This is a genomic window from Microbacterium sp. NPDC087589, from assembly GCF_044743635.1.
GTDB lineage: Bacteria > Actinomycetota > Actinomycetes > Actinomycetales > Microbacteriaceae > Microbacterium.
Genome location: NZ_JBIUWV010000005.1, coordinates 35,028 through 61,209 on the forward strand (window position 1 = coordinate 35,028; position 26,182 = coordinate 61,209).

General features: G+C 68.1%; 23 protein-coding genes. 9 read left to right on the forward strand and 14 right to left on the reverse strand.

Going from position 1 to position 26,182, the window contains the following annotated elements:
• Positions 1 to 221: 221 nt before the first annotated feature.
• The 7 genes from ACIOU8_RS11850 to ACIOU8_RS11880 all read left to right on the forward strand — a co-directional run bounded on the left by ACIOU8_RS11850 (position 222) and on the right by ACIOU8_RS11880 (position 7,742).
• The gene (locus ACIOU8_RS11850) at positions 222 to 3,164 is read left to right on the forward strand and encodes a Na+/H+ antiporter subunit A (RefSeq protein WP_400789561.1); all 2,943 of its coding nucleotides are present in this window, start codon (positions 222 to 224) and stop codon (positions 3,162 to 3,164) included.
• Positions 3,164 to 3,781, forward strand: coding sequence for a Na(+)/H(+) antiporter subunit C (locus ACIOU8_RS11855; RefSeq protein WP_400789563.1), 618 nt, complete (start codon positions 3,164 to 3,166; stop codon positions 3,779 to 3,781). The genes ACIOU8_RS11850 and ACIOU8_RS11855 overlap by 1 nt, the downstream gene beginning before the upstream one ends.
• On the forward strand, positions 3,778 to 5,331 hold the full coding sequence (locus ACIOU8_RS11860; RefSeq protein WP_400789566.1) for a Na+/H+ antiporter subunit D: 1,554 nt from the start codon (positions 3,778 to 3,780) through the stop codon (positions 5,329 to 5,331). Before ACIOU8_RS11855 ends, ACIOU8_RS11860 begins: the two co-directional genes overlap by 4 nt.
• Positions 5,328 to 5,927 carry a Na+/H+ antiporter subunit E gene (locus ACIOU8_RS11865; RefSeq protein ID WP_400789568.1) on the forward strand — a complete coding sequence of 200 codons (600 nt, stop codon included), beginning with the start codon at positions 5,328 to 5,330 and terminating at the stop codon, positions 5,925 to 5,927. The genes ACIOU8_RS11860 and ACIOU8_RS11865 overlap by 4 nt, the downstream gene beginning before the upstream one ends.
• Positions 5,924 to 6,193: a monovalent cation/H+ antiporter complex subunit F gene (locus ACIOU8_RS11870; protein WP_400789570.1), complete on the forward strand. Its 270-nt coding sequence runs from the start codon at positions 5,924 to 5,926 to the stop codon at positions 6,191 to 6,193. The genes ACIOU8_RS11865 and ACIOU8_RS11870 overlap by 4 nt, the downstream gene beginning before the upstream one ends.
• On the forward strand, positions 6,190 to 6,579 hold the full coding sequence (mnhG, locus tag ACIOU8_RS11875) for a monovalent cation/H(+) antiporter subunit G (RefSeq protein ID WP_400789572.1): 390 nt from the start codon (positions 6,190 to 6,192) through the stop codon (positions 6,577 to 6,579). The genes ACIOU8_RS11870 and mnhG overlap by 4 nt, the downstream gene beginning before the upstream one ends.
• Positions 6,580 to 6,854: 275 nt before the next feature.
• Positions 6,855 to 7,742, forward strand: a complete 888-nt coding sequence (locus ACIOU8_RS11880; protein ID WP_400789574.1) for a hypothetical protein — start codon at positions 6,855 to 6,857, stop codon at positions 7,740 to 7,742.
• 69 nt (positions 7,743 to 7,811) lie between these two features.
• Here the strand turns inward: ACIOU8_RS11880 and ACIOU8_RS11885 are convergent, their stop codons facing one another.
• The gene (locus ACIOU8_RS11885; protein ID WP_400789576.1) at positions 7,812 to 8,573 is read right to left on the reverse strand and encodes an alpha/beta fold hydrolase; all 762 of its coding nucleotides are present in this window, start codon (positions 8,571 to 8,573) and stop codon (positions 7,812 to 7,814) included.
• 104 nt (positions 8,574 to 8,677) lie between these two features.
• Between ACIOU8_RS11885 and ACIOU8_RS11890 the strand changes: the two genes are divergently transcribed.
• Positions 8,678 to 10,045: an MFS transporter gene (locus ACIOU8_RS11890; protein ID WP_400789578.1), complete on the forward strand. Its 1,368-nt coding sequence runs from the start codon at positions 8,678 to 8,680 to the stop codon at positions 10,043 to 10,045.
• Between the two features lie 20 nt (positions 10,046 to 10,065).
• Here ACIOU8_RS11890 and ACIOU8_RS11895 read toward each other — a convergent pair whose 3' ends face one another.
• From ACIOU8_RS11895 to argG, 5 genes are all read right to left on the reverse strand, one after another.
• Positions 10,066 to 12,711: a penicillin acylase family protein gene (locus ACIOU8_RS11895; protein ID WP_400789580.1), complete on the reverse strand. Its 2,646-nt coding sequence runs from the start codon at positions 12,709 to 12,711 to the stop codon at positions 10,066 to 10,068.
• 131 nt (positions 12,712 to 12,842) lie between these two features.
• Positions 12,843 to 14,762, reverse strand: coding sequence for a YhgE/Pip family protein (locus ACIOU8_RS11900; RefSeq protein WP_400789582.1), 1,920 nt, complete (start codon positions 14,760 to 14,762; stop codon positions 12,843 to 12,845).
• A complete protein-coding gene (locus ACIOU8_RS11905; protein WP_400789585.1) occupies positions 14,759 to 15,520 on the reverse strand; it encodes a hypothetical protein in 762 nt (253 codons plus the stop codon). The genes ACIOU8_RS11900 and ACIOU8_RS11905 overlap by 4 nt, the downstream gene beginning before the upstream one ends.
• The gene (locus ACIOU8_RS11910; RefSeq protein WP_400789587.1) at positions 15,517 to 16,140 is read right to left on the reverse strand and encodes a TetR/AcrR family transcriptional regulator; all 624 of its coding nucleotides are present in this window, start codon (positions 16,138 to 16,140) and stop codon (positions 15,517 to 15,519) included. The genes ACIOU8_RS11905 and ACIOU8_RS11910 overlap by 4 nt, the downstream gene beginning before the upstream one ends.
• 232 nt (positions 16,141 to 16,372) lie before the next feature.
• Complete coding sequence (argG, locus tag ACIOU8_RS11915) at positions 16,373 to 17,806, reverse strand: argininosuccinate synthase (RefSeq protein WP_400789590.1); 1,434 nt, start codon at positions 17,804 to 17,806, stop codon at positions 16,373 to 16,375.
• Between the two features lie 161 nt (positions 17,807 to 17,967).
• Between argG and ACIOU8_RS11920 the strand changes: the two genes are divergently transcribed.
• The gene (locus tag ACIOU8_RS11920; RefSeq protein WP_400789593.1) at positions 17,968 to 18,675 is read left to right on the forward strand and encodes a ZIP family metal transporter; all 708 of its coding nucleotides are present in this window, start codon (positions 17,968 to 17,970) and stop codon (positions 18,673 to 18,675) included.
• 56 nt (positions 18,676 to 18,731) lie between these two features.
• On the opposite strand, the gene ACIOU8_RS11925 is transcribed toward ACIOU8_RS11920, so the two are convergent.
• From ACIOU8_RS11925 to ACIOU8_RS11960, 8 genes are all read right to left on the reverse strand, one after another.
• The gene (locus ACIOU8_RS11925; protein ID WP_400789595.1) at positions 18,732 to 19,847 is read right to left on the reverse strand and encodes a hypothetical protein; all 1,116 of its coding nucleotides are present in this window, start codon (positions 19,845 to 19,847) and stop codon (positions 18,732 to 18,734) included.
• Complete coding sequence (locus ACIOU8_RS11930; RefSeq protein WP_400789597.1) at positions 19,847 to 20,635, reverse strand: tetratricopeptide repeat protein; 789 nt, start codon at positions 20,633 to 20,635, stop codon at positions 19,847 to 19,849. The genes ACIOU8_RS11925 and ACIOU8_RS11930 overlap by 1 nt, the downstream gene beginning before the upstream one ends.
• Positions 20,632 to 21,657: a VWA domain-containing protein gene (locus ACIOU8_RS11935; protein WP_400789599.1), complete on the reverse strand. Its 1,026-nt coding sequence runs from the start codon at positions 21,655 to 21,657 to the stop codon at positions 20,632 to 20,634. Before ACIOU8_RS11935 ends, ACIOU8_RS11930 begins: the two co-directional genes overlap by 4 nt.
• Positions 21,654 to 22,640, reverse strand: coding sequence for a VWA domain-containing protein (locus tag ACIOU8_RS11940; RefSeq protein WP_400789601.1), 987 nt, complete (start codon positions 22,638 to 22,640; stop codon positions 21,654 to 21,656). Before ACIOU8_RS11940 ends, ACIOU8_RS11935 begins: the two co-directional genes overlap by 4 nt.
• Positions 22,631 to 23,122, reverse strand: a complete 492-nt coding sequence (locus ACIOU8_RS11945) for a hypothetical protein (protein ID WP_400789604.1) — start codon at positions 23,120 to 23,122, stop codon at positions 22,631 to 22,633. Before ACIOU8_RS11945 ends, ACIOU8_RS11940 begins: the two co-directional genes overlap by 10 nt.
• Positions 23,109 to 24,062 carry a DUF58 domain-containing protein gene (locus ACIOU8_RS11950; protein ID WP_400789606.1) on the reverse strand — a complete coding sequence of 318 codons (954 nt, stop codon included), beginning with the start codon at positions 24,060 to 24,062 and terminating at the stop codon, positions 23,109 to 23,111. The genes ACIOU8_RS11945 and ACIOU8_RS11950 overlap by 14 nt, the downstream gene beginning before the upstream one ends.
• 52 nt (positions 24,063 to 24,114) lie before the next feature.
• The gene (locus ACIOU8_RS11955) at positions 24,115 to 25,257 is read right to left on the reverse strand and encodes an AAA family ATPase (RefSeq protein WP_400789609.1); all 1,143 of its coding nucleotides are present in this window, start codon (positions 25,255 to 25,257) and stop codon (positions 24,115 to 24,117) included.
• 197 nt (positions 25,258 to 25,454) lie between these two features.
• Positions 25,455 to 26,159 carry a Pr6Pr family membrane protein gene (locus tag ACIOU8_RS11960; RefSeq protein ID WP_400789611.1) on the reverse strand — a complete coding sequence of 235 codons (705 nt, stop codon included), beginning with the start codon at positions 26,157 to 26,159 and terminating at the stop codon, positions 25,455 to 25,457.
• Between the last annotated feature and the right edge of the window lie 23 nt (positions 26,160 to 26,182).

The following is a 26,182-nucleotide window of genomic DNA, read 5'->3' on the forward strand; positions in this document are numbered from 1 at the left end:
GATGCACCACGAGCGATGCCACGATCGACGCATCCGAATGATCTGATTCTCCGATCCCCATCGTGCAAAGTGCCCGGAATCTCGGGAAAAACCGGCCATTCGGTCGATTCAGCGCCGACATGATCGACCCTGAAGAGCGAAATATCAAGGTAAACTCGAAATCGACACCCGCCCGCCCGCCTGCGCCGCACCCGGCCGACGAGCTTTGAGGAGCCGCGTATATGCTGACGCTCCTCGCCGTGTTCCTCCTCGGGTCGATCCTGATGCCCGTCCTGGTCCGCTGGCTGGGGTCTCAGGCATTCGCCATCGCGGCTCTCATTCCCGCCGCGGCATTCGTCCACGCCCTCGTGCTCACCCCCCAGGTGCTCGACGGACCGACGCCCTTCGTCTCGGTCCCGTGGATTCCACAGCTCGGACTGAACCTGTCCATGAACATGGACGTTCTCGGCTGGGTTCTCACGCTGATCGTCACCGGTGTCGGCGCGCTCGTGCTGCTGTACTGCCGCTGGTACTTCCACGACGACTCCGCAGGCATCGGCCAGTTCGCCGGAGTCCTGCTCGGCTTCGCAGGTGCGATGTACGGTCTCGTCCTGACCGACGACCTGGTCATGCTCGTCATGTTCTGGGAGGTGACGAGCATCCTCTCGTACCTCCTGATCGGTCACTACCGACGCCGAGCGGCCAGCCGACGAGCTGCCCTCCAGGCGCTCCTGGTCACCACGCTCGGCGGACTCGTGATGTTCGTCGGAGTCGTGCTGCTGGTCGTCGATGCCGGCACGTCGAGCATTCGCGAGATCCTCGAGATCGCGCCCACAGGGGCGATCGTCGATGCCGCCGTGGTGATGCTGCTCGTCGGCGCCATCAGCAAGTCCGCGATCTTCCCGTTCCACTTCTGGCTCCCCGGTGCGATGGCGGCGCCCACTCCCGTGAGCGCCTACCTGCACGCCGCGGCGATGGTGAAGGCGGGCATCTACCTGATCGCGCGTTTCGCTCCGATCTTCGCGTTCACCGGACCGTGGCGGCCGATCATCATCTCGCTGGGAATCGTGACGATGCTGCTCGGCGGCATCCAGGCGCTGCGAGAGACCGACCTCAAGCGCATCCTCGCCTTCGGCACTGTCAGCCAACTCGGGTTCTTCTCGATAGTGATCGGCTACGGCACGCAGGCGAGCGCTCTGGCCGGTCTCGCACTCGTCATCGCGCACGCGCTGTTCAAATCGGCGCTCTTCCTCATCGTCGGCGTGATCGACAGACAGCTGTCGACCCGAGACATCGACGAGCTGAGCGGTGTGGGGCGGCAGGCGCCGGTCATGGCGACTGCGGCATTCATCTCCATCGCATCGATGGCGGGCATCGCGCCGACCCTCGGATTCGTCGCGAAGGAGTCCACTCTCACGGCCCTCCTCGATGACGCGCTGCACGGATCACCGTGGGGACTCGTCGCCATCATCGGTGTCAGCCTCGGATCCATTCTCACGGCGGCATATGGCATCCGCTTCCTCTGGGGCGCCTTCTGGACCAAGCGCGACGCGGCCGGAGATCGCCTGCCCGACACCGCGTGGCCCGACCCGCCGGTCGGATTCCTCTCGGCTCCGATCATCCTCGCCGGCCTCACCCTCGCGGCCGGTATCGGAGCCCCGGCTCTCGACGTCGCCCTGCAGGGATACGCACTCACCGCCACGCCAGGTCTCGACGCAGAGGGGATCCCCGCGGAGGGGCCAGGGCACCTCGCCCTGTGGCATGGTCTCGAGCCGGCCCTCGGCATCTCGATCCTGTCGATCCTGCTCGGTGCCGCGGTCTTCCTTCTCACGCTGCGCACGGGGTGGGACCGCAAGGCGCGGTTGATCCGCTTCACCGCGGCAGACGTCTACTACCTGATCATGCGCGGGGTCGACCGGCTCTCGGTGCTCAGCACGACACTCACCCAGCGTGGTTCTCTCCCGGTCTATGTCGGCACGATCTTCGTGGTCTTCGTCGCCGCCGAGATCACGGCTCTCGTCGCCAGCGACATCGACCGCTTCCAGCTCTCGGCCTGGCACACTCCCACACAGCTCGTGGTCGCACCCATGATGGCCGCCGCCGGCGTCATGGCCGTGCGGGCGCAGAAGAGGTACACCGGCGTGGTGCTCGTCTCCATCACGGGCCTCGGCATGGTGGCGCTCTTCGCGACCAGCGGAGCGCCCGACCTCGCACTCACGCAGATCCTCATCGAGACCGTGACGATGGTGACGTTCGCACTGGTGCTTCGACGTCTTCCGGCTCGCATGGGTGAGCACAACGCATCCGTCGGTCGCATTCCACGAGCACTGCTCGGCGTCGGTGTGGGGCTGACCATGGCCCTCATCGCGATCGTCGCCACCCAGTCGCGGGTCGCGGATCCGATCTCCGCGGTGTTCCCCGAACTCGCGTACGAGATCGGCCACGGGAAGAACGTCGTGAATGTCGCGCTGGTGGACCTGCGCGGCTGGGACACGATGGGCGAGCTCTCGGTGCTCGTGCTGGCAGCCACCGGAGTCGCATCGCTCGTCTTCGTCACGCACCGAGCCGACATGCTGTCGGCGACCAAGACGCTTCCCAAGGCCCGCCGCCGCCGGACTCTCAGCCGCCCCCTGGTCGAGACCACCGAGGGGGTGCGCTTCCAGACCGACGAGAACGAGAGCAGCCCCCGCGCCTGGCTCGTCGGCGGTCCGAGGATGAACCCGGAGAACCGGTCGATCCTGCTCGAAGTGATCGTCCGCATCCTCTTCCACACGATCATCGTCGTGTCGATCTTCCTGCTCTTCTCCGGCCACAACCTTCCGGGCGGCGGCTTCGCGGGCGGACTCGTCGCCGGTATGGCGCTCGTCATGCGCTACGTCGCCGGCGGACGCTGGGAGCTCGGCGCGGCAGCGCCCACGGACGCCGGCCGACTGCTGGGCACCGGTCTGATCCTCGCGGTCGGCACCGCGGTCGTGCCGCTGTTCTTCGGCATGGCACCGCTCACCAGCACGTTCTGGGAGTGGGAGATCCCCGGCATCGGCCACATGGAGTTCGTCACCTCGACCATCTTCGACATCGGCGTGTACCTCGTCGTGATCGGTCTCGTGCTCGACGTGCTGCGCAGCCTCGGTGCCGAGGTCGACCGGCAGGCGCAGGAGTTCCGCGAGCGGGCGGTGAGTGCCTGATGGATGTCTCGTTGACCCTGATCGTGATCATGGCCGTGCTTTTCGCGTGCGGCGTCTATGCGATGCTCGAGCGCAGTCTCACCCGCGTGCTGATCGGCTTCCTGCTGCTCGGCAACGCCACGAACCTGCTGCTCCTCATCGTGATGGGCGTGCCGGGGAGCGCACCCTTCTACGGCGTCGAGGGAGAGGTCAGCGATCCGCTGCCGCAGGCGCTCACCCTGACCGCCATCGTCATCACCTTCGCCGTCTCCGCCTTCCTCCTCGCGCTCATCTACCGCTCGTGGCAGCTGGGCCAGGCCGACACCGTCGAGGACGACGAAGCCGACATCGCTCTGCGCGAGCGCACCGACGCCGACGAGGACCTCATGGACGACGAGGCCGACGCCGCCGACGACGAGGCGACCACCGACTTCGTCGGCATCGAGACGTCGCCGATCACGGTGCTGCACATGCGCGATCACCCCTCCATCCACGATGACGCCCCGACCGACAGGCCCACGGCTGCGCGTGCTCCCGCCCGCGCGGATGACGAGGACGACGCGGATGCTGCGGCATCCCTCCTCACCGCTGAATCGGCCCCGTCCGAAGACGACGACGCAGAGGAGGACCGCCGATGAGCGCCCTCGTCCCCCTGCTCGTCGCCCTTCCGCTGCTCGGTGCAGCGGTGACGCTGATCTTCGGTCGCAACCCGCGCCTGCAGGCCTTCGTCACGGTCGTGACGCTCGCGACCGTATCGGTGATCGCCGCCGTGCTGCTGGTCGTCGTCGACGCCGGCGAGCCGCTGGCGGTCTCGGTCGGCGGATGGCCCGTGCCGTTCGGCATCGTGCTCTACGTCGACAGGCTCGCAGCTCTCCTCGTGCTCATCTCGAGCATCGTGCTGCTCGCGGTTCTGCTCTTCTCGATCGGCCAGGGTGCGGCCGACGGCACCGATGAGACGCCGATCTCGATCTTCAACCCGTCGTACCTGATCCTCGCCGCGGGAATCTTCAACGCCTTCATCGCGGGCGACCTGTTCAATCTGTACGTCGGATTCGAGATCCTGCTCGTGGCGTCGTACGTGCTGATAACCCTGGGCAGCACCGAGTCGCGCATCCGCACCGGTGCCGTCTACATCGTCGTCTCCCTGGTGTCGTCGATTCTGTTCCTCGCCTCGATCGCGATGATCTACGGCGCGCTCGGTACCGTGAACATGGCGCAGATCGCCGAGCGCATGACCGAGCTCCCGCAGGAGACGCAGCTCGTGCTGCACCTCATGCTCGTGATCGCGTTCGGCATCAAGGCCGCGATCTTCCCTGTGTCGTTCTGGTTGCCCGACTCGTACCCGACAGCTCCCGCGCCCGTCACCGCCGTGTTCGCAGGCCTGCTGACGAAGGTCGGCGTCTACGCGCTGATCCGCACCGAGACGCAGCTCTTCGCCGACAACAGCATCGACACCGTGCTGCTGATCATCGCTCTCGCGACCATGATCGTCGGCGTGCTCGGTGCGGTGGCGCAGGCCGAGCTCAAACGAATCCTGTCGTTCACGCTCGTGAGCCACGTCGGCTACATGATCTTCGGCCTCGCGATAGCGACCCCGGCGGCGATCGGGGCGACGGTGTATTACATCGTCCACCACATCGTCGTGCAGACGACCCTGTTCCTCGCCGTCGGTCTCATCGAGCGCCGGGCGGGAAGCACCTCGATCCTCCGGGTGAAGGGCTTGCTCAAGGTCGCGCCGGTGATCGCCGTGCTCTACTTCATCCCTGCGATCAACCTGGGCGGGCTCCCGCCGTTCTCCGGATTCATCGGCAAGTTCGCGCTGTTCGAAGCTGCGGCATCCGTCGGAACCCCTCTGATGATCGTGCTGATCTTCGGCGGCATCGTCACCTCGCTGCTCACTCTCTACGCCCTGATGCGCGCGTGGAACCTTGCGTTCTGGCGCGAGGAGGACGACTCGACCGAGACCGAGGGGCGCATCTCGTATCTCGGCAACGCCCCAGCCGCCGACGAGCAGCAGGAGCGTCGCCGCATCCCTCGCATCATGACGGTCGCCACCGCAGGCATGGTGGGGGTCACCCTTGCGCTCACCGTGTTCGCCGGTCCGCTCTACGCCCTGTGCGACCGCATTGGCGGAGCGCTGCTCGATCCCGTGAAGCTGATCCAGCTGGAAGACGAGGTGGAGGGATGAGCCCCACCGAGACCGGCCGCCACTTCTGGCGGGACATCCGGGTGCAGCTGCCGTTCCTGGCGTGGCTCGTCGTGCTCTGGATGCTGCTGTGGAGCCAGTTCACGGTGCTGGCCTTCCTCTCGGGTCTCGTCGTCGCGGTGTTCGTCACGCGCGTCTTCCGACTGCCGACGGTCGAGCTCTCCGGCCGCCTCAACGTCTGGTACGCCGCACTCCTGGTCGTGCAGTTCCTGTTCGCGGTGCTCCGAGGCGCGGTCGCCGTGACCGTGCAGGTCTTCGACTTCCGGCATCAGCCAGGCGCCGCGATCATCGCGGTTCCGCTGCGCTACGCCGACGATCTGATGATGACGCACGTGGCGGTCATCTCCTCACTGGTTCCCGGGTCGCTCGTGGTCGAAGCCGACCGCGACCGCCAGGTGCTGTATCTGCATGTGATCGGGGTGCGCAGCATGGCCGACGTCGAGAGGCAACGCGAGAGCGTGCTGCGGTGGGAGCGACGGGTCGTGCGTGCGCTCGGTGCCCCGGAGCAGTACCGTGCCCTCAAGACCGATGCGCGGGCGGCGCGCGCCGGCCGGCTGACCGGGGGAGGTGCCCGATGAACGTGCTGATGCTGGCGATCATGGTCGTCTTCGGAGTGGCGGGCATCCTGACGATCATCCGCATCGTGCGCGGACCCTCGATCCTCGACCGAGCCGTCGCCTCCGACGTGCTGCTCACCGAGGTCATGTGCGTGCTCGGCGCCGAGATGGCGATCAACGGCCACACCCGCAACATCCCGGTGCTGCTGATCATCGCCGCCGTGGGCGTCTTCGGCTCGATCTCAGTCGCCCGTTTCGTGGCCAGAAGGGACAACACGACCCCATGAACGTGTTCGGTCTCGCCATTCCCGACGCCATCATCGACGTCGCCATCCTCGTGCTGATCCTGGCCGGCGCGATACTCTGCCTGTCGGCCGCCGTCGGACTGCTGCGCTTTCGCGACGTACCGTCGCGATTGCACGCCGCGACGAAGCCCCAGGTGCTCGGCCTCATCCTCATCTGCCTCGCGATCGCCCTGTCGCAGCGAACGGTCGGCGGAATCCTGATCGGGCTCGCACTCGTCGCCCCGATCGTCCTGATGCAGTTCGCCACGGCCCCGCTGTCGGCCCACATCGTCGGTCGGCAGGCCTATCGCAACGGCACGACCGACCAGCGCAGCCTGGTCGTTGACGAGCTCGCCGAGTCGAAGCAGACCCCGCCCGCCGCCGGCTGAGCACACCCCCGCCTCTGCGCCGCTCCCGGCTGGGCTCCGCTCCCGTCCGGGCTCCGCTCCTGTCTGCTTTGGTCACAACTCAGGAAGCTCGCCCATTCGAGTGGGTCAGGCAGGCGCCGAGCTCGACTTCGACAGCGTCTTCCTGAGATGGAAACAGCTGAGCGCTGCGCGTGAGGGGCGCGACTCCTTCTGCACAAAGCAGGCCACCGACGGGGTTCGTCCACACGAGCTCCGTCGGGCCCGGTCGACGTGTCCGAAGAGCCACCATTGCGCGCATGACTCAGACGCCGTTCGAGCTTGCGCGACAGCTCTTCGTTCCCACGGTCTTCACACGCGACGAGCTTCGCGCCGCGGGCTACTCGAGTCGGCAGATCACCGATGCGGTTCGTGACGGCCGCATGCTCAGGCTTCGCCGAGACCGCTATGCGCAGCCTGGTCTGGACAGCGCGGTCGCGCACGCCGCCCGGATCGGCGGGCGTCTGAGCTGCCTGTCGCTCCTGCAGCTACTCGGTGTCTTCGTGTTGAAGGTGGAGGCCGTGCACGTGCACCTGGAGCGCAATCGATCAAGGTTCAGGGGCCGGGAGACAGGCGCGAGGATCCACTGGAGCCTGCCCTCCGCGTCGCGGCTGTCTCACGTCACTCTGTTGTCGGAGGCGATCTGTCACTCGGTGAAATACCAAGACCCGCGCGCATCGCTGGCGACGCTCGACAGCGTCCTGCAGCACGGTCTCCTCACGCTCGGAGAACTCGAGGTGATCTTTCGCAGCCTCGCACCGCGGTACCGCGTGCTTCTGACGCTCGTCGATCCGGCGGCAGGCTCAGGGCCGGAGACCTTCATGCGGTTAATTCTTCGCACGCTGGGTCTGAAGTTCGAAACCCAGGTCGACGTCGACGGCGTCGGCCGGGTCGACTTCGTCGTCGAGGGGTGGCTGATCATCGAATGCGACAGCAAGGCGTTTCACGAGGGATGGGACAAACAGGTCGAGGACCGAAACCGCGACATCGCAGCGGCCCGGATCGGCTACGTGACAGTCCGACCGCTGGCGAGTGACCTGCTCTACCGCCCGCATGAGGTGCAGGCTGCGCTCAAGGACGTCATGGAGACGTTGAGGCCCAATGGACTCCGTTCGCAACTCAGGAAGACCGGGCGACGAGGAGCATGAAGGGGTGCAGATCAGGCCGACACGCACTCGGGTCCTGAGTTGTGAACGGAACGGCGACGAGAGTGGGGGTCAGAGGTCGTCGGCGAAGCCCTGAATCAGGCGCGCCGCCGGCGCGGAGTCGCTGATCAGCGTGCCATGACCGTGGTCGGGGATGACCCGCAGATCGGCGCCGGGGATCGCGTCGAGGATCTCCTGGCACCAGCTCATCGGCGCGAGCGGGTCGTCTTCGCCGCGCAGCACCAGCACCGGCTGATCGATGCGCGCGAACGCCTTCTCCGGCTGGTGCACGATGGTCGCGCGGATCTTGCGAATGAGATGCGGGCCGCCGCGGAGGTACTCCCGGGCGCCGCGCCAGATCACCAGCGGCCGCTCGCCGATCAGGTCGGTGAGGAGATAGCTGGCCTGTGCCGCGACATTGCGCGCGGCCTTGTCGACGGTGGGGCCGGCGAGCACAACACCTTCGACGAGCGAGGGATGCCGGGCGGCGAGTTCCGCCGCGATCTGGCTGCCCATCGAATGGCCGATCACGACGACAGGGCCCTCGTCGGTGTGCCGCAGGTAGGCGGCGACGAGGTCGGCGTGGCGCTCCATGGTGAAGGTGCGCGCGGGCTCGGGGGCTTCGCCGAAGCCAGGCAGATCGAGGGCGATGACCCGGCCCTTCAGGCGCTGCACGACATCGAGGTAGACGCTGCGACCCATGCCGATGCCGTGCAGCAGCAGAAAGGTGCGGGGTCCTTCGCCGAAGGTCTCTGCGATGAGCGTCGCCCCTGCATGCTCGAACTCGAGCAGGGTGACGGGGGTGCCCTTCGGGGCGAGATAGCTGGAGACCACGCACCCACGCTAACCGAGTGCGGGCGCGGCGGCTAACCCGAACCGGTGGGCGTCGTATGCCGGTGTGCGCTGAGAGGAGGGCGTGCGTCATGCGAGGATGAAGGGTGTCTTCGCCCAGCTCCGATCCCGATCAGATCGAGACAGGCGGCGAGACGCCCAGCCCGCCGAAGGGCTTCATCGCCCGCGTCGCAGACGGGTTGAGCGATCCGGTGCTGCGGGCGCTCGTCGCCGCGACCGCCGTGTCGCGCATCGGCCGCGGTGTCTTCCTCGCGGTCACGGTGTTGTTCTTCACGCAGATCATCGGTCTCTCGCCCGCGCAGGCCGCCGTGGTGCTCGCGGTGTCGAGCGGATGCGGTGTCGTGGGGTCGCTCCTCGGCGGCTGGCTCGCGGATCGGTGGAGCGCACGACGCCTCGCATTCGGCTTCGAGATGACCGGCGGTGTGCTGCTCGCCGCCTATGCGTTCGTCGGAGACTTCGTGTCGGCGCTTCTGCTCGCCAGCCTCTCGGGCTTCTTCGACTCGCTCGGATACTCGGCCAGGTCCGCGATCATCGCGCGAGGCTTCGCGCCCGACAAGCGGGTGCACGCCCGTGCGGTGCTGCGCACGGTCACGAACCTCGCGATCGCCGCGGGCTCCGGCTTCGGCGCGATTGCCCTGGCTCTCGGCACGCCCGAGGCCTACCGGCTCGTCATCGCCGGTGCGGGTGCCGTCTGCGCACTCGGCTCTCTCTCGCTCCTCCGTCTGACCGCGGCTGTCGACGCGCCCGCGCGCGCTCGCGTCACGGCTCAGCTCACCGAGACGGGATCCATCGACACGCAGGCGACCGCCGCGGCATCCGCCGAACGCAAGGACTGGAACAGGCGTTCTCCCTGGCGCGACCCCCGGTACCTGCTGCTGAGCGTGCTCTCGGCGATCTTCGGCATGCAGTTCGGGGTGGCAGAACTCGGAGTGCCGCTGTGGATCAGCGAGTACACGAATGCGCCGGATGCCACGTTCGCGGTGCTCCTGATCGTCAACACGGCGCTGGTCGTGCTGTTCCAGGTGCGCGCCTCGCGCGGCACGCACGACGTGCGGGTCGCCGGAAGGGTGACGATGATCGCGGGATGGCTCATGGTCGGCGCCTGCCTGATCTACGCGCTCGCCGCAGGTCTTCCGACGTGGGCCGCGATCCTCATCCTCATCGCGGGCATGATCACGCACACGTTCGCCGAGATCCTGTCGCAGGCCGGAGCCTGGGGGCTCAGCTTCGAGCTCGCCGATCCGGTGCGGGCCGGCGCCTATCAGGGCGTGTTCGGCATGGGCTTCTCGCTCGGAGCCCTGGCGTCGCCGATCGTCGTGAACGCCACGGCGATCACCTTCGGCTTGGCAGGATGGGCGATGCTGGCGGCGATCTTCCTCGCCGCCGCGGTCGGCATCTGGGTGATCGCGCGCCGTGCCGCGGCATCCGCCGCGCTCGCATCCGCCGACGCCTGACGAGCGGGTCCGCCGAAGAGCTACCCGCCCGGCGTCAGCACCAGCGTGCTTCGCGTCGTCGCATCGACCGCCTTCTCGGAGAACACCCACGGCCTCTGCACGCCTGCCGCCCAGTCGGCCGTTTGATCGACGTAGTGCTCGTTGAACGCATGGCCTGATGCACCGGTGAGGTGGATCCAGGTCGACGCGTCGAAGTCTGCCAGGTCGATCACCATGCGCATCGACGGCACGGTGGTCGTGGCGTACGAAGCCCCGAGTTCCCACCCGGTCGCGTTGACCACCGATGCGCCGCCGCCGACCGCATACGGGCCGCGGTTGAAGAGCATCTCGATCGGGGCGATGCCCGACGAGCCGAGAGTGTCGCTCGTGAGGGTGATCGCGTGCAGGTCGCCCCACCGCCACCCGGTGACGGCCTCGCCCTGCAGGGAGGAGAGCTCGTCGTACGCGTCTTCGGCCGACCGCGCCAGCATCTCGTCCATGCTTGCGACGTCGATGGCCGGGTTCGCCCAGAGCGGGTCGGAGGGGTCGTCGAGCAGGTCTGCGACGACGGTGAAGAGGCGGCCCTGACCGTCGATCGGCAGCGGCTGGTCGCGTTCCGCGAACAGGTTCTGCACGAGGTTCGACCAGAGCACGTTCGCGTAGGCGGCTGCTGCCGACCCCGCGTCGTTCTGTGCATCCCACGAGCGCAGCAGAGCCACGGCATCCTCGACGCCTGCGCCCTTCACCTCGACATCGTCCATCGCGGATGCCAGACGCTTGCCGATCCACATCTCGCTGTCCATCTGGATCTCGCGCATGTCCTGCGCGGTGAGCGGAGCGGCTGCCACGCGTCGTTCGATCAGGTGGGCGATGCGATCCGCGCGGTAGCCGTAGTCCCAGTCCCGCGAGAGGAAGTACGGGTAGTCGTCGGAGACGATCGCGTTGTTCGCGGTCACGATGTAGCCGGATGCCGGGTTGTACGACACCGGCAGCTCGCCGAAGGGTATGAACCCGGTCCAGTCGTAGCTGCTGTCCCACCCGGGCTGCGGCATCCATCCGTCGCCGGCTCCTCGTACGGGCAGGCGTCCGGGCGTCTGGTAGCCGATGTTGCCCTCGACGTCTGCGTAGACGAGGTTCTGCGCCGGCACGTCGAAGAGGGCGGCCGCCGAGCGGAACTCGTCGAAGTCCTGAGCGGTCGACAGCGCGAAGATCGCGGTCGCGGCGGTACCGGGGTCGAGCGCTGTCCAGCGCAGGCTGACCGCGTATTCGGAGGCCTCACCCGTGGGCGCTTCACCGGTCGCGCCTCCGGCGGCGAGGCCGGGCACCGGGTCGTCGGCGATCGCTGTGAAGTCGTCGGTGAGCCCCGAGATGATGGGTCCGTGCACGGTCGACCGGATGGTGAGGTCGATGTCGTCACCGCCGGCGACCGTGATCGTCTCGGTGGTCTCCTCGATCGGCACCAGCGTTCCGTCGCGCCAATACTGGTCGCCCTCGATGCGCTCGATGTAGAGATCGGTCACGTCGGTCGTCAGGTTGGTGAAGCCCCAGGCGATCTGCTGGTTGTGGCCGATCACGATGCCGGGAAGCCCGGAGAACGAGAAGCCGGCCATGTCGAACGGGCACTCGTCGGTGACCTCGCTGCATCGCAACTGCACCTGATACCAGACCGACGGCAGCGATGCGCCCAGGTGCGGGTCGTTGGCGAGCAGCGGCATGCCGGTCTCGGTGAGGTCTCCCGACACGACCCACGAGTTCGACCCGATTCCCTCACCGACGTCGCCGACGAGCAGGCTCGCGGCCTCGATCACGTCGGAGGCCTCCTGCCACTCGATCGTCGTCGCGGCCTGCTGCATCTCGTCGTCGTTCGCATCGGTCGTGAACGCGGCAGGCTCGGCCCCGCTCTCGAGAGTCGAGGCGGTCGTCAGGCCCGGCACGATCACCGGGTGCTCGTCGAACGGATACGCGGGGTAGAGCTCGTCGAGTGTCGCGGTGATCGCGGTAGCGTCCGAGGTCTCGGAGAGCTGAGCGGTCAGCAGCGCACGCTCGGCCTCGTTCTCGATGTTGCCGCGGAGATCCCAGGCCATGGCCTTCAGCCAGGCGACCGAATCGGCGGGTTCCCAGGGCTCGGGCTCGTATTCGGGATTCTGTATTCCGAGAACGGCATATTCGAGCGACAGCTCGGCACCGGAGCGTGAGGAGAGATAGGCGTTGACGCCGTCGGCGTAGGCCTCGTAGTAGCCGCGGGTCACGTCGTCCATGGCCTCGACCTCGGCCTCGGCGACCTTGCGCCACCCGAGGGTGCGCAGGAATGCATCCGTTGCGGCCTGCGATTCGCCGAACATCTCCGCCACGCGCCCGGCCGTCACGTGTCGTCGGAAGTCCATCTCGAAGAAGCGATCCTGCGCGTGCACGAATCCCTCCGCGTAGAAGAGATCGTGGCTCGAGTCGGCGGTGATGGTCGGGATGCCGCGGTCGTCGCGCTGCACCGTGACCTGGGCCTGCAGGCCGTCGAGCGGGACGGTGCCGTCGGTCTGAGGGAAGGACCGCTGGATGGTCCAGGTCACGAAGAAGGCGGCGGCGACGGCGACCACGATGATCGCGGCGACGACGAGGAAGACGATGCGCCCGATGCGGGCACCCAGGGAGGGGCGCGACGGGTCGGCGATCTCGGTCGAATGGGTTGTCATCTTCGAGAACTCTTTCGGGTGGCATGGCGGAACTCAGTCCCAGAGAGTCCCAGAGTGCGTCTCACCGACGCACTCTGGGAATACTACCCACAACGGCGCTGCGGGCGGGGGTTCTCGCCCCGCCCGCAGTGTCAACCGATCAGACTCGGCTGCAGATCGCGCAGCGTACGCCGGTGCGTCATACGCGTCACCCCGATGGCGGCGAGCAGCAGAGCGCCGACCAACCAGATCCCGAGCACCACCAGATCCCATCCCGCCCTGCCGAGATCGCCGCCGTACATGAGCTGCCGCATGGCGTCGACCACGTAGCCGAGTGGCAGCACGTGATGCAGCGCGGCCAGCGGAGCGGGCAGTGTCTGCCAGGGGAAGGTGCCGCCGGCAGTGACGAGCTGCAGCACCATGAGCACCAGGCCCAGGAACTGCCCGACCGAGCCGAGCCAGACGTTCAGCGTGAGGATGATCGCCGCGAACGTCGCCGATGCGAAGATCATCACGCCCAGTGTGCCGATGGGGTTGTTGAACGTGAAGCCCAGGGTGATCGCGAGGATGCCCATCAGTCCGACCATCTGCACCGCTCCCAGCATCGCCGGAGTCAGCCAGCCGGCCAGAGTCACTCGGATCGGGGAGTGCAGCGCGGTCACGGCGCGGCGAGAGATCGGCTTGACGATGAGGAACAGCGCGTAGATGCCGATCCAGGCCGACAGCGCGGCGAAGAACGGTGCGAGGCCCGCGCCGTAGTCCTCGGCGGACGCGACCTTGTCGCTCGACACCTTGACGGGGTCTGCGATTGTGTCGGCCTGCAGCGTGCGCAGTTCGGGGGTCGACACGGGGATCTGCTCGACCCCGTCGGAGAGCCCGTCGCGCAGCTCGGCCGTGCCCGACGCGAGGGTGCTGAGCCCGTCGCGCAGCTGAGCCGCGCCGTCGTTCGCCGACGCTGCGCCCGTGGCCACGGTCTGCGCGCCGGTGGCGAGGGTCTGCGCGCCGCCGGCGAGCGTCTGCGTGCCGCTGGCGAGCTGCGAGGCACCGGATGCCACCGACTCGGCTCCGGCGGCGAGCTGGTCGACCTTGTCGACCGCGTTCTGCACGGTGGCATTGCCCTCTTCGAGGCGGGTGCCCAGCGGATCGAGGGTCGCGAGCACCCGATCGACCTCCTCCTGCGTCAGGCCCTGATCCGTGAGGACCGTCGCGATGTCCTGGCGTGCCTGGGGCAGGGCATCCGTCGCCTGCTGCACAGCAGACCCGGCGCGGTCGGCGACGTCGGCCAGTTGCCGGTTGCCGTCGCTGACCTGCTGAGCACCAGAGGCGAGAGTCGCCGCTCCGCCGGCGAGCTGAGACGCACCGCCGGCGAGCTCAGACGCGCCACCCGCGAGTTGAGACGTGCCGTCGGCGAGTTGAGACGTGCCGTCGGCGAGGGTGGCGCTGCCGGTCGCAGCCGTGTTGGCGCCATCGGTGAGCTGGCTCGCGCCGTCGGCCGCGGTGACGAGGTTGTCCCGCACCTCGCTGAGTCCGGTGAGCAGGCGCTCCGCAGCTTCGCTGCCGACCATCTCGGCCACCGAGCTGCGGATCTTCTCTACCGCCTGAGTGCCCATCGACGACGCGAGGTAGTTGTTCGCGTCGTTGGTCTCGAGTTCGATGCGCGCCTGGTGGGGGTCGTCGCCCGCCGCCGAGGTCAGGGCCGCAGAGAAATCGTCAGGGATCGTGACGGTGAAGTCGACCGTTCCCTCGCGCAACGCGTCTGCGGCCTCGTCGGCCGACATGCGCTGCCAGTCGAAGGCGTTGCCGTCGATGAGGTTCTCGGCGACGTCCTCGCCGTAGTTGACGGTCTCGCCTGTCTCGGCCTCCGTTCCCGTGGTGGGGGCAGGGGCCCCGGCGTCATCGACGACCAGTGCCACCGGCACGTCGGGGAACTTCGCATACGGGTCCTGGTTGGCCCAGAGATACAGTCCGCCATAGAGGATCGGCACGCACACGAGTGCGATCAAGGCGATGACGCCCATCTTGCTCGCGGTGAGGCGCCGCAGCTCGGCGGCGATCATGGCGGGAACCTTCATCGCCCGCCTCCGTTCTCTGTCGTGTCGGTCGGGGTGTCGAGGTCGGGCGTTTCGTCTCGGTCGGCTTCGCCGTCTTCGCCGTCTTCGCTGTCTTCGCTCGACGACCAGGGGGTGCGGTCGAGCACGAGGGGCGGGATCGGACCGGAGGCGTTGATCGCCTCGAGCTCATGCATGCGTTCGAGGGCCACCGCAGCGGATCCGCCGATGACGACGAGCATGGCGTAGCCGCGGTCTGCGAACTCCGAGGCGATGCGCCACCAGCCGTCGGGGCTGCCGCCGTGACGATCGGGCGCGACGAGCACGATGCCCTCGGTGCCCTCGCGGAGGATCGCGAGCTCGCACAGGATGCGCACGCGTGCGGCCGGGTCGACGTTGCCGATCGGCACACCGGCGAGGTCGCCGAAGCCGAGCTGATTCAGCCAGCGGCGTGCGTGCAGCGGCGTCGCGCCGAGACCGGCGAACATGAGCTCTTCGCCCACCACGCCCGCGAGGGTGATGTCGGCGTGCGGGTCGCTGACGTCGGGGGCATCGACCAGTGCGATCGTGCGACGCAGCGCCTTGTTGTTCGAGTCTCCGTCGATCGTCACACGTCCGGTGTCCGGTCGCATCCGCCCGCTGGCGATCAGGCCGAGCACGGTCGGCCGCTGCTCGGTCTCGGCGAGGGCGAAGCGCACCGCACCGCTGTGGAACTCGAGGCTCGTCGTGGGCAACGACTGACCGCCGCGCCCCTTGCTCACCTCGTGCAGAGTGACTCTCATGCGCTGACCTCCTGCGATTCGGCGATGTCGGGGTGCGCGCTCAGCAGCTCATCGGCCTCGCGCCACGAGAGTCCGGCGATGCTGAGCAACGTGCGCACGGCGAGGCCGGCCGCGCCGGTGCTGTGGGCATCCGTGCGCGAGACGACCGTGCGTGCGACCTCTTCGATCAGACGGGCGAGCGTCGGGGCCGAGAGGTCGGTGCGGAAGCTGCCGTCTTCCTGTCCGCGCCGCGCGAGGGCGGCGACGGTGCGGCGCAGCGGGGCCAGGGCGTCTGCGGTGTGCTGCACGTGGGCTTCGTCGAGGGCGAGCGCGGCGGCGACCTGCACGTGCGCGGCCTCCTGCCAGAGTCGTGCGGCGAGGCGGGCCAGTGCGATGCGCGAGTCGGTGTCGGCGACGGACTCGGCGATCGCGTTGAAGCGCTGCGCTCCGACCGAGATCAGCTCGCGGATCAGAGCTTCGCGGTCGTCGAAGTGGCCGTAGAGGGTGCGGCGCGACAGGCCGGCGCTGCGGGCGATGACGTCGATCGAGGCGCGAGGGTCGGTTGCGAGGGTCGCACGGGCCGCGTCGAGGATTCCGGCGCGGTTCTCGACGGAGTCGCGGCGGGGAGCACGGGTGGTCATGCTCCCATTCTACGTATTATGCACAGCTGTGTGCAAGATAACTCGGAGGACTCACAGCGTCCGGAGGGCGGCTCGTCCATAACTCAGGACTATCGATCCCGATCCGGTCGGACGGGGGTGTTCGCACGCGAAAACCCTACGATCGTCCTGAGTTGTGAACGCGGAGCGACGGGCACAGACAGAAGAGGGGGCGGATGCCGCAGCACCCGCCCCCCTTCTGAAGAACTGAGAGTCAGTCGAGTCCGGAGTCGAAGGCGGCACCCTCGGATGCGGTGTCCACGGCGTCGGCGAGGTTCTCATCGAACTCCTCGACGGAGCCCGTGATCTCGCCCGACTCGCCGGCGGTGACGCGTCCGACGAGTTCGCCGGTGGCGCCGCCGATGAGGCCGAGACCCGCGTACTGCTCGAGACGCGAGCGCGAGTCCGCGATGTCGAGGTTGCGCATGGTGAGCTGTCCGATGCGGTCGACCGGGCCGAAGGCGGCGTCGCCGACGCGCTCCATCGACAGCTTCTCGGGGCCGTACGACAGGTTCGGCGACGTGGTGTCGAGGATCGTCCAGTCATCGCCCCGGCGCAGACGGACCGTGACGGTGCCCGAGATCGTGAGGCCGACCCAGCGCTGGATCGACTCGCGCAGCATCAGCGACTGCGGCTCGAGCCAGCGACCCTCGTACATGAGGCGACCCAGGCGACGACCCTGCTCGTGATACGTCGCGAGGGTGTCTTCGTTCAGGATGCCGTTGACGAGGCGCTCGTAGGCGATGAAGAGCAGCGCCATGGCCGGGGCCTCGTAGATGCCGCGCGACTTCGCCTCGATGATGCGGTTCTCGATCTGGTCGCTCATGCCGAGGCCGTGGCGTCCGCCGATCGTGTTGGCCTCCATGACGAGGGCCACCGGGTCGGTGTACTCGACGCCGTTGATGGCGACCGGGCGTCCGGCCTCGAACGTGACCGAGACGTCTTCGGTCTCGATAGCGACCGACGGGTCCCAGAACTTGACGCCCATGATCGGGTCGACCGTCTCGAGCGAGACGTTCAGGTGCTCGAGGGTCTTCGCCTCGTGCGTGGCGCCCCAGATGTTGGCGTCGGTCGAATACGCCTTCTCGACCGAGTCGCGATAGGGGAAGTCGTGGGAGACGAGCCATTCGCTCATCTCCTTGCGGCCGCCGAGCTCGGTGACGAAGTCGGCGTCGAGCCACGGCTTGTACACGCGCAGACGCGGGTTGGCCAGCAGGCCGTAGCGGTAGAACCGCTCGATGTCGTTGCCCTTGTAGGTCGAACCGTCGCCCCAGATGTCGACGCCGTCCTCCTTCATGGCGCGCACGAGCAGCGTGCCCGTGACGGCGCGGCCGAGGGGCGTGGTGTTGAAGTATGTGCGTCCGCCCGAACGGATGTGGAAGGCGCCGCACGACAGCGCGACGAGACCCTCCTCGACCAGGGCGGTCTTGCAGTCGACCAGACGCGAGGCCTCGGCGCCGTACTCGAGCGCGCGGCCGGGGATCGACTCGATGTCGTCTTCGTCGTACTGCCCGAGATCGCCGGTGTACGTGTAGGGGACGGCGCCCTTGTCGCGCATCCACGCGACGGCGACGGAGGTGTCGAGTCCTCCGGAGAAGGCGATGCCGACGCGCTCGCCGACGGGAAGTGACTGGAGGACCTTGGACATGCTTCCCAGTCTATCGGCGGCGTGTCGGCTGTTTCGGACGGGAAGGGCGCGAGCGGCGGGGCCCGGAGTCATCGCGCGACGGCTGAACGCAGGAGACGGCTGCGCGCGGCCTCTGCACATCCGGTCGGGACGGTGGCAGAGTTGCCCTGAAGGAGGTCGGCATGGGGGGAGCGATCCTGTGGGGCGTCGTCGCGGCGTCGCCCCTGATCATCGGTGCCGCGCTCGCCCTGCTGCGCACCTGGCCGCCGCGCTGGCTCGGCATCGTGCTCGGCTTCGGCGCCGGCGCTCTCATGGCATCCATCGCGTTCGAGCTGTGGGAGGAGGGGCTGGATCTCGCCGGCCCCATCCCGCTCGTCATCGGCGTCGCGGCGGGAGCTCTGGCGTACTTCCTCGCCGACCGGCTCCTCGATGCGCGGGCCGCGAAGTCGAAGGATCATGGCGCCGGGGCGCCGCTCGCGCTCGGCGCGCTGCTCGACGGCATCCCCGAGCAGCTGGTGCTGGGCATCGGTCTCGCATCCGGTGAGCCGGTGAGCATCGCCCTCGTCGTGGCGATCGTGGTCTCGAACCTGCCCGAGTCGATCGGATCGGCGGCCGACCTGCTGAAGGGCGGCATGGCCAAGTCGCGCGTGCTGCTGCTCTGGGCCGGCATCTCGGTGATCTGCGCCCTCGCGACCGTCGCGGGCTTCGGCCTGGCGAGTGCGACCGGCGATGAGTTCCGCGCAGGCGCGAGTGGCTTCGCGGCCGGTGCTCTGCTCGTCATGCTCGTCGACTCGATGGTCCCGGATGCGCAGGAGAAGGCCAAGCAGGTGACGGGGCTCGCGACGGTGCTGGGATTCGCGCTCGCCGCGGGGTTGTCGCTCGCGAGTTGAGGCGGGCGTCGCGAGATCAGACGAGTGCGCCCCCAGGGTGGCACGCCCGCCAGGACTCAGAACCCGGGGTACTCCTGCAGCTTCTGCTCGAACTCGGCGCGGTCGGCGTCGCTGAGCACCGCGCTCGCGATGACGACCATCTGCAGCCCCTCGAGCGGCTCTCCGGTGCGGGCACTCTGCGCCTCCCGGGTCTTCAGGAAGTCGCCGGACGGGTCGTTCGAGAGGTCGAAGATGTTCGTGTAGAACCGCATCGGGTCGGGGTAGTTCTCGGTGTAGTACTCCCACGTGTGCTGCTCGCGGGGGTCCTCGCTGCCGTAGAGCTTCGCGATCATCGACGGGTCGATGCCCGAGTACTCGCCGTTGAACGAGTACAGCGACGGCAGGCCGTGTTCGGCGACGACGTCATCGATCGTGGCCATGACCTCGAGCTTCAGACTGTAATCCTGGATCGGCTCGGTGGTCGCCCAGCCGACGGACGTGTACTCGATGAGCATCGACTCTCCGCCGTAGCCGTTGCGCTCTGGTCGCAGGTCCTCGTCGCCGACCTGCACCCACTCGTACCCGTATTCGGCGGTGACGCGCTCGCGGATGTCGGCGAACAGGCTGTCGGCCTCGGCCTGCACGTCTTCCAGCGACTGCTGCCGCAGCGCATCCTGAGGATCCGTGCCCTTGATGCCCGGGTAGGCCTCTTCGTGCTTCTGCTCCTCGGTCTTCATGCCGTCATAGCTGCCCGAGGCCGAGGTCTGCAGCGCGCCGATGCCGCCCACCGTGGCGACGTTGAAGATCAGGGTGATCGCCAGGGCGACCGCCGCCAGGGTGCGTCCACGGGCGGTGAACATCGCGCCGATGATGACTGCCACGACCACGAGCTGCAGGGCCAGCATCGTCACGCCGTAGAGCGCGTCGGTCGCTCCGATCGCCAGGGTGATGAGGAGGATCAGAGCGAACAGGATGCCGACGACCAGGGCGACCCAGCCGAGTGCGTTCGCCGGTTTCTTCTCCTCCGCCGAGGCTTCGGCCGCGGTCGCCGTGCCCGACATGGCCGGGGAGCCCGGGTGCTGCACGACAGGTCCGGACTGACGGCGTGCGTTGCGGTAGCCGCCCGGTGGCGGCACGGGCGGTGCACCCTCGGTGCCGGCGACGTAGCGGGCCCGCTGCTTCTCGTGATCCATCACCATGGCTTGTCCGTCCCTGAGCCGCCGCCGTCGTCGCCCTGCTGCTGATCGCGCTCCTGCGTGCCCTGCTCGAGTCTCTCCTCGAGCTCTTCGAGCTTCTCGTCCGAGGGCTGCTGCTCCTGCTCCTGCTCCTCCTCCGGGGGCGGCTCCTGCTCGTTCTGCTGCTTCTGCTTGAGACGGTCTTCGAGGTCTTCCTGGCTCTGCTGCATGTCGCGGTCAGGGTCGGACGACTGCTCCTGCGCCTCGTCGCTGCTGCATTCCTCCGGCGTCTCGGTCGTGACGGTGAGCGCCTCGCCATAGAACTCGGCGGCTGCGGCGCCGTCACCCTCGGAGCGGGCGGCGTCGCCCATGCGCTCGAGGACGAGCGCCAGGTTGATGCGCACAGTGCACACCTCGAGGCCGGTCGCGAGGTCGAGCGACTCCTCGAGCTTCGCCCGCGCCTCCGGCAGCTTCTCGGCCCCGGCCAGTGCGGTGCCCACGTTGAACGGCGCCTTGTAGGGCTCGAACCAGTTGAGGAACTCCTGGCCACGGGCCGATGCCTCAGAACCCGAGTAGTCGTCGGCGACGTAGGCGGTGATCGACTGGTGCGCGAACGCGTACATGCTGAGGATCTTGCCGACGAACAGCAGGGCGGCCAGCGCGAGGGGCAGCGTGCCGATCGCGATCCACCGACGGATGCTGCGACGGCGACGATTCGAGGCGAGCAGCGCGGCGGCGGCTGACGCCCTCAGGTCTTCGGGGCTGCCGGGCGGCGTCGCGCCCTCGCGCGTCGACGGAGCGGTCATTCGGCACCTCCGGAGGTCGGCCTCTTCCGGCGGGGGGACGCCGACGGCGCTCGGAGCAGACGCAGACGGGCGACCAGCATGCTCGCCCTCGTGAGCTCCACACCGAGCAGCGCCATGACGACGAGGGCGGCGATCCAGTACAGCTCGGTCACGTTGCCGACCGAACCCGACTCGGCGTAGCTGGTGGTGGTCGATGGAGCCTCGGGCAGGGTCAGCTCGGCATCCGCGGTGCGGTGCTGGTAGTCGACGCCGAGATCCGCGGCGATCGCCTCGAGGTTCGCCTCGTCGATCACCGACAGGGCGTTCGCCCCCTGATACTCGATGTACTCGCTCGACGAGCCCTCGACGCTGCCGGTGGTGAGCCTCATCGGCCCGCCTTCGGCCGTGCCGTAGCCGAGCACCGCGCCGGCATCAGTGAGCCTCTCGCTGCCGTCGAACGGCTCGGGTGGCGACGTCACCGTCTGCTCGCCGTCGCCGAAGTAGAACACCATGCGCGAGCGGTCGGGCGAGGCCTCAGCCGCGTTCGCCAGTGTGTCGGTGAGCAGCTGGTTGGCGATGCCGATCGAGCTGCCGCGCGACTGGCTCGTCACCTCGGGGCGAAGCACCTCGAGTGAAGAGACGAGCGCGGTCGTATCGGTGGTGAGCGGCATCCGCAGATCAGCTGAGGCGTCGAAGGTGATCAGGGCGAAGCGGGCACCCGGGTACTCATCGACGATCGCCTGCACGTCGGCGCGGACGCCGTCGAGGCGCGGCTCATCGCCGTTCCAGTCCTCGGCGACGATGCTGGCGGTGGTGTCGACGACGAGCACGATGTCCGTGTCGGTCGCGAGCGTCTGCGTGGCGCCACCGGGGATTCCCGGGCGCAGGAACATGAAGAAGCAGGCCAACAGCATGACCAGCCGCATGGCCCACAGGGCCTTGTCTCGGCCCTTCGCCTTGGTCAGTGCGATCACGGCGAGAGCGGCCACCGGCGCACACAGCAGCACGAGCAGGAAGACGTTGAGGACGGGCTGGAAGATCACAGTCTCACCCTCCAGAGCACGACGACGAACGACAGCATCGAGATCATCAGCACGACGATCCAGAGGTTCGGGGCGTCTGTCCAGACGACCTGCGCCTGGCCCTTGAGCGCGGCCGCCTCCTGCTCCTGAACCTGCGCGACGATGTCGCTCACGGTGGTGGTGTCGCGCAGGCCGAAGGCCTGGCCGCCCGTGGCTTCGGCGGCCCTGGTGAGCTCGGCGCTGACGTCGGCATCCTTGCCCTGCACCGGGTTGAGGGCGAACACCCGGACTCCGTTCGAATCGGCGTAGGCGGCAGCCTCGTCGAGAGTCACGATCGAGGCGCCGTTGACCTCGTTGTCGGTGGCGAAGATGATCGATCGCGACCGCTCGTCGTCGGGGTGGTCGAATGCCATGGCACATGCAGCCAGACCGTCGCCGATCAGCGAGGCGCCGTTGCCGTTGAGCGTGCCGACCCAGTGCTCGGGGATCGACTCGCTGAACTCGAAGCTCTCGCGGATGCTCCGCAGATGGTCGCGGATGAACTCGTAGTCATCGGTCAGGGGGAAGATCTGCACGGGCGAGCTGTTGAAGATCGTGAGGCCGATGCGCTCGCCTTCGAAATCCTCGAGCAGCTCTTCGAACACCGTGAGCACCTCGACGTCGACCTCGCTCATCGAGCCCGAGACGTCGAGACACAGCATGATGTCGCGGCTCGTGTTGACGGGCTGGATGGTCTGCGACGCCATGGGGCGCGCCGAGACGACTCCGGCGGCCAGGGCCGCGACCACGCCGATCAGCAGGATGCTCGACAGCGCCAGCACACGTCGGTTCAGCGCCTGACGGAACGTCGGCAGCGCGCGCAGGCGTTCGGCGCGCGCGACACGCGCCCGCTCGTGCGCCTCGGTCTTCACCGTGCTCCGCAGACCGATGATGATGCCGAGCGTGATTGCGATGACGACGACGCCGACGGCGACGAGGATGAGCCAGCCGTTCGCTAGTGCCACGTGCGCACCACCGTTCTGGCCGCCTCGGCGCCTGCGATCGGATCGATCGCAGGGCCAGGTCGGAAGATGCTCGGGTAATAGTGGCGCCCCATCGCGTCGACCAGGGCGGGGTGCACTCCGCGCGACACGAGATCGTCGAGCGCGAGCACCGGGGCCTCGAGGCCGCTGTACTCGTTCACGAACGTGCGCACCACGCGGCTGAGCTCGAGATTCGCGTTGCGGGCCGAGAGCGTGCGTGCGCGGTAGTCGTCTTCGATCCGTTGGATGCGGTCGAAATACTCGACTCTCAGCTGCGACAGCACGTCGGTCGTGAGCAGGGTGGGTCCCTGTGCGTCGCGTGTCAGCGTGAGGTCGCGCCGCGGTCGCGTCAGGGCGACGATCAGCCACGCCGCCGCGATGATCAGCAGCAGGATGCCGAAGGCGAGCAGGAGCCATCCCCAGCCGTATTGGAACGGCGGGTAGAGCTCATCAGAGCCGGGCATTCGACCTCCGACCGTTCGACGGGCTCAGGGACCCACCGGGTGCGGGCGCCGCGGCGCGTCTGCCCCCACTGCGCGCAGCGAGCAGCTGCAGCAGCTGCGCGACGGCGTCGTCCTGGCCGGCCAGAACGGTGTGGCTGATCTCCATGCGCTTGAGCAGCTCTGCCAGACGTGCGGCGTCGGCCTCGGTCTGCGCCGCGAGCTCGCGGATGATGTCGGGGTCGCCCTGCACGAAGTCGGGCACCTCCCACATGCTGTCGACATCGCTGCGGACGGTACCCGTCGCGTGGTCGAGCACCGGATCGGCGTCGCTCACGGTCAACCACAGCACGTCGTGCTGCACGCGCAGTCGGCGCAGCATCCGCTCTGTCTCTTCGGTGACCGGAGCCTCGTCGGTGATGACGACCACGATCATGCGCCGCGAGATCGTGCGGGTGACGTACGACAGCAGCGCGTCTCGGTCGCTCGATGCTGTGCTCGAGTCGATCGACTGGTCGATCGTGCGCAGGGCGTGTTCGAGCGCGCCCTCGCTGCGGCCCGGTGCGCGACGGCGGATGCGGTCGGAGTCGCCGTAGACGAGGGAGAAGTCGTCTCCGTGGCGCAGCGCGAGCACGCCGAGCACGCCGGTGGCGAGGATCGCGAGATCCTTCTTCGACCTCTCGTCGTGCGCGAGCGCGGCCATCGAGCGTCCGGTGTCGACCACGAACAGGATGGTGTGCATGCGCATGGCGCGGTGTCGCTTGACCAACGGGGTGCCCAGTCGTGCCGTGGCGCGCCAGTCGATGTCGCGCACCTGATCGCCGTACTCGTACTTGCGCAGATCCTCGAAGTCGAGGCTGCGGCCGTGCAGCAGCGACGCGTAGGCGCCGTCGAGCGCGTGCAGCGACTTGCGCGACGAGTGGATGAAGAGCTTGCTCTTCACCTGGGCGATCAGGCTGGACATTCTGGGCGGTCCCTGAGCTTGTCGATGGGCGGTCCCTGAGCGTGTCGAAGGGTCAGGGTGTGGGCACCGCGGCGAAGATCTGGTCGATGATCTCCTCGCTGCGGATGCCGTCTGCGTCGGCCTCGAAGGTCAGCAGCACGCGGTGGCGCAGCACGAGGTGGCGCAGCGAGCGGATGTCCTCGGGGATCACGTGACCGCGGCCGTTCAGCAGCGCCAGGGCGCGCGACGCCTGCAGAAACGCGATGCTCGCGCGGGGGCTGGCGCCGTACTTGATGAAGCGGGCGCGCTCCTCGCCGATGTAGGGCGCGGGGTTCCGGGTCACGTAGGCGATCGAGACGATGTAGTTGCGGATCGCCGGGTCGACGTAGATGCGGCTCGCGACGTCCTGCAGCATGTGCACGTCGTCGAGGCTGATCGCGCTCGACACGTGGCGGTCGGGGTCGAGCACACCCGAGTCGATGCGCCCGAGGATCTCGAACTCCTCGGCGGGGCTCGGGTACTCGACGATCTCCTTCAGCAGGAAGCGGTCCATCTGCGCCTCGGGCAGCTCGTAGGTGCCCTCCTGCTCGATCGGGTTCTGCGTCGCGATCACGAGGAAGGGCTTGGGCAGGTGGTGCACCTCGCCGCCGATCGTGGTCTGGTGCTCCTGCATCGCCTCGAGCATGGCGCTCTGGGTCTTGGCGCTCGAGCGGTTGATCTCGTCGAGCAGCACGAAGTTCGCGTGCACCGGGCCGAGCACGGTGCGGAACGATCCGGTGGCCGCATCGTAGATCTGGTTGCCGGTGATGTCGCTGGGCAGCAGGTCGGGCGTGCACTGGATGCGCTTGAACTTCGCCCTCACGGTGTCGGCGAGCGTGCTCGCGGCGGTCGTCTTCGCAAGCCCGGGGACGCTCTCGAGCAGGATGTGCCCACCCGCGATCAGTGAGATCAGCAGGCTCATGCGCAGCCGCTCCTGGCCGACCATCTTCGCGGAGTACGCGTCTGACACGGTCTTGAGCACGGCGGTCGCGCGGTGAAGCTCAGCCTCGGTGGGGGCCTCGGACCTCTTGCTCGCGGACGTCGACGCGGCGGGGGCCGAGGCTGAGGCGGCGGCGCGGGTCGCGGGAGCGGCCGGTGGAGCTGTCTGGGTGGGGGGCGCGGGCGGAGGCGGCGGCGTCGTACCTGCAGAGGGGCCGGGCGCGTAGGGCTCGTTCATCGGTATGTCTCCTCGTTCCCACGGGGGACGCATCGACGACCCCCCCGTCGAACAGCGTAACCGCATCCGGTCTCGCCGCTCCGGCCCGGCGACGGATGCAGGTCGAGCTCACAGATGCATGCTCAGAACGGCCCCTGCGGCATGCATCCGTGATCCGAGCATGCAGGTGTCACGGAGTAGCGGCTCCGCGTGCCGGATCAGGCCGTGCTGGGGACTGCCGCGCCGCGCTTGCGGCCCACCCAGACGACCACGCAGGCGACGCCGATGATCGCGATGGCGATGCCGACGATGTAGCCGGCGACGCCGAGGTAGCCGCCGGGCACGATGTGGGGGTTGAGGAACGGATACGGGTACCACCAGGTCTCGCCGGTGGCGGGGGCGATGATGAGGTTCGCGCGGATCATCGTGTAGACGACCCAGACGATCGGGAAGACCGTGACCGTCGCCACGGTGCGCCAGCGCAGCGCGCGGCGACGCGGGGCGAACAGCAGGTCGGCGAGCAGGAAGAGCGGGAAGACGACGTGCAGCACCTCGTTCGACCAGGGGACCGTGGAGCCCTGCGGCAGTTCGACGCCTCGAAGCAGGGTGTTGTAGACGATGCCGGTGACGATCATGTAGGTGCTGACGCAGACCAGGAGGACCGCCAGCCAACCAGGCTCACTCTCGCCGTCGCGACGGTGGCGGAGAGCCCAAGTCGCCGCGATGACCAGCACGATCGCCGCGAGCAGGTTCGACAGGATGGTGAAGAAGCTGAAGAAGTTCGCGGCGACAGTCGGCAGATGCTGACCCCACTCGGTGGTGGTTGCGAGAGCATTCTCGAGGCTGCGCGCGAGCTGCGCGAAGATCGCCGCGAGTGCGAGCGCCGCCGCGGCGAGGCGTGCGTAGGGCCACCAGGTCTTCATTTCGCCTCCGCGCACACTTTATC

Excerpts from the sequence above, each read along its gene's own strand:
- ACIOU8_RS11850 (WP_400789561.1), top strand. The coding sequence starts at position 222 with ATGCTGACGCTCCTCGCCGTGTTCCTCCTCGGGTCGATCCTGATGCCC.
- ACIOU8_RS11855 (WP_400789563.1), top strand. The coding sequence starts at position 3,164 with ATGGATGTCTCGTTGACCCTGATCGTGATCATGGCCGTGCTTTTCGCG.
- ACIOU8_RS11860 (WP_400789566.1), top strand. The coding sequence starts at position 3,778 with ATGAGCGCCCTCGTCCCCCTGCTCGTCGCCCTTCCGCTGCTCGGTGCA.
- ACIOU8_RS11865 (WP_400789568.1), top strand. The coding sequence starts at position 5,328 with ATGAGCCCCACCGAGACCGGCCGCCACTTCTGGCGGGACATCCGGGTG.
- ACIOU8_RS11870 (WP_400789570.1), top strand. The coding sequence starts at position 5,924 with ATGAACGTGCTGATGCTGGCGATCATGGTCGTCTTCGGAGTGGCGGGC.
- mnhG (WP_400789572.1), top strand. The coding sequence starts at position 6,190 with ATGAACGTGTTCGGTCTCGCCATTCCCGACGCCATCATCGACGTCGCC.
- ACIOU8_RS11880 (WP_400789574.1), top strand. The coding sequence starts at position 6,855 with ATGACTCAGACGCCGTTCGAGCTTGCGCGACAGCTCTTCGTTCCCACG.
- ACIOU8_RS11895 (WP_400789580.1), bottom strand. The coding sequence starts at position 12,711 with ATGACAACCCATTCGACCGAGATCGCCGACCCGTCGCGCCCCTCCCTG.
- ACIOU8_RS11900 (WP_400789582.1), bottom strand. The coding sequence starts at position 14,762 with ATGAAGGTTCCCGCCATGATCGCCGCCGAGCTGCGGCGCCTCACCGCG.
- ACIOU8_RS11905 (WP_400789585.1), bottom strand. The coding sequence starts at position 15,520 with ATGAGAGTCACTCTGCACGAGGTGAGCAAGGGGCGCGGCGGTCAGTCG.
- ACIOU8_RS11910 (WP_400789587.1), bottom strand. The coding sequence starts at position 16,140 with ATGACCACCCGTGCTCCCCGCCGCGACTCCGTCGAGAACCGCGCCGGA.
- argG (WP_400789590.1), bottom strand. The coding sequence starts at position 17,806 with ATGTCCAAGGTCCTCCAGTCACTTCCCGTCGGCGAGCGCGTCGGCATC.
- ACIOU8_RS11920 (WP_400789593.1), top strand. The coding sequence starts at position 17,968 with ATGGGGGGAGCGATCCTGTGGGGCGTCGTCGCGGCGTCGCCCCTGATC.
- ACIOU8_RS11925 (WP_400789595.1), bottom strand. The coding sequence starts at position 19,847 with ATGGATCACGAGAAGCAGCGGGCCCGCTACGTCGCCGGCACCGAGGGT.
- ACIOU8_RS11930 (WP_400789597.1), bottom strand. The coding sequence starts at position 20,635 with ATGACCGCTCCGTCGACGCGCGAGGGCGCGACGCCGCCCGGCAGCCCC.
- ACIOU8_RS11945 (WP_400789604.1), bottom strand. The coding sequence starts at position 23,122 with ATGCCCGGCTCTGATGAGCTCTACCCGCCGTTCCAATACGGCTGGGGA.
- ACIOU8_RS11950 (WP_400789606.1), bottom strand. The coding sequence starts at position 24,062 with ATGTCCAGCCTGATCGCCCAGGTGAAGAGCAAGCTCTTCATCCACTCG.
- ACIOU8_RS11955 (WP_400789609.1), bottom strand. The coding sequence starts at position 25,257 with ATGAACGAGCCCTACGCGCCCGGCCCCTCTGCAGGTACGACGCCGCCG.
- ACIOU8_RS11960 (WP_400789611.1), bottom strand. The coding sequence starts at position 26,159 with ATGAAGACCTGGTGGCCCTACGCACGCCTCGCCGCGGCGGCGCTCGCA.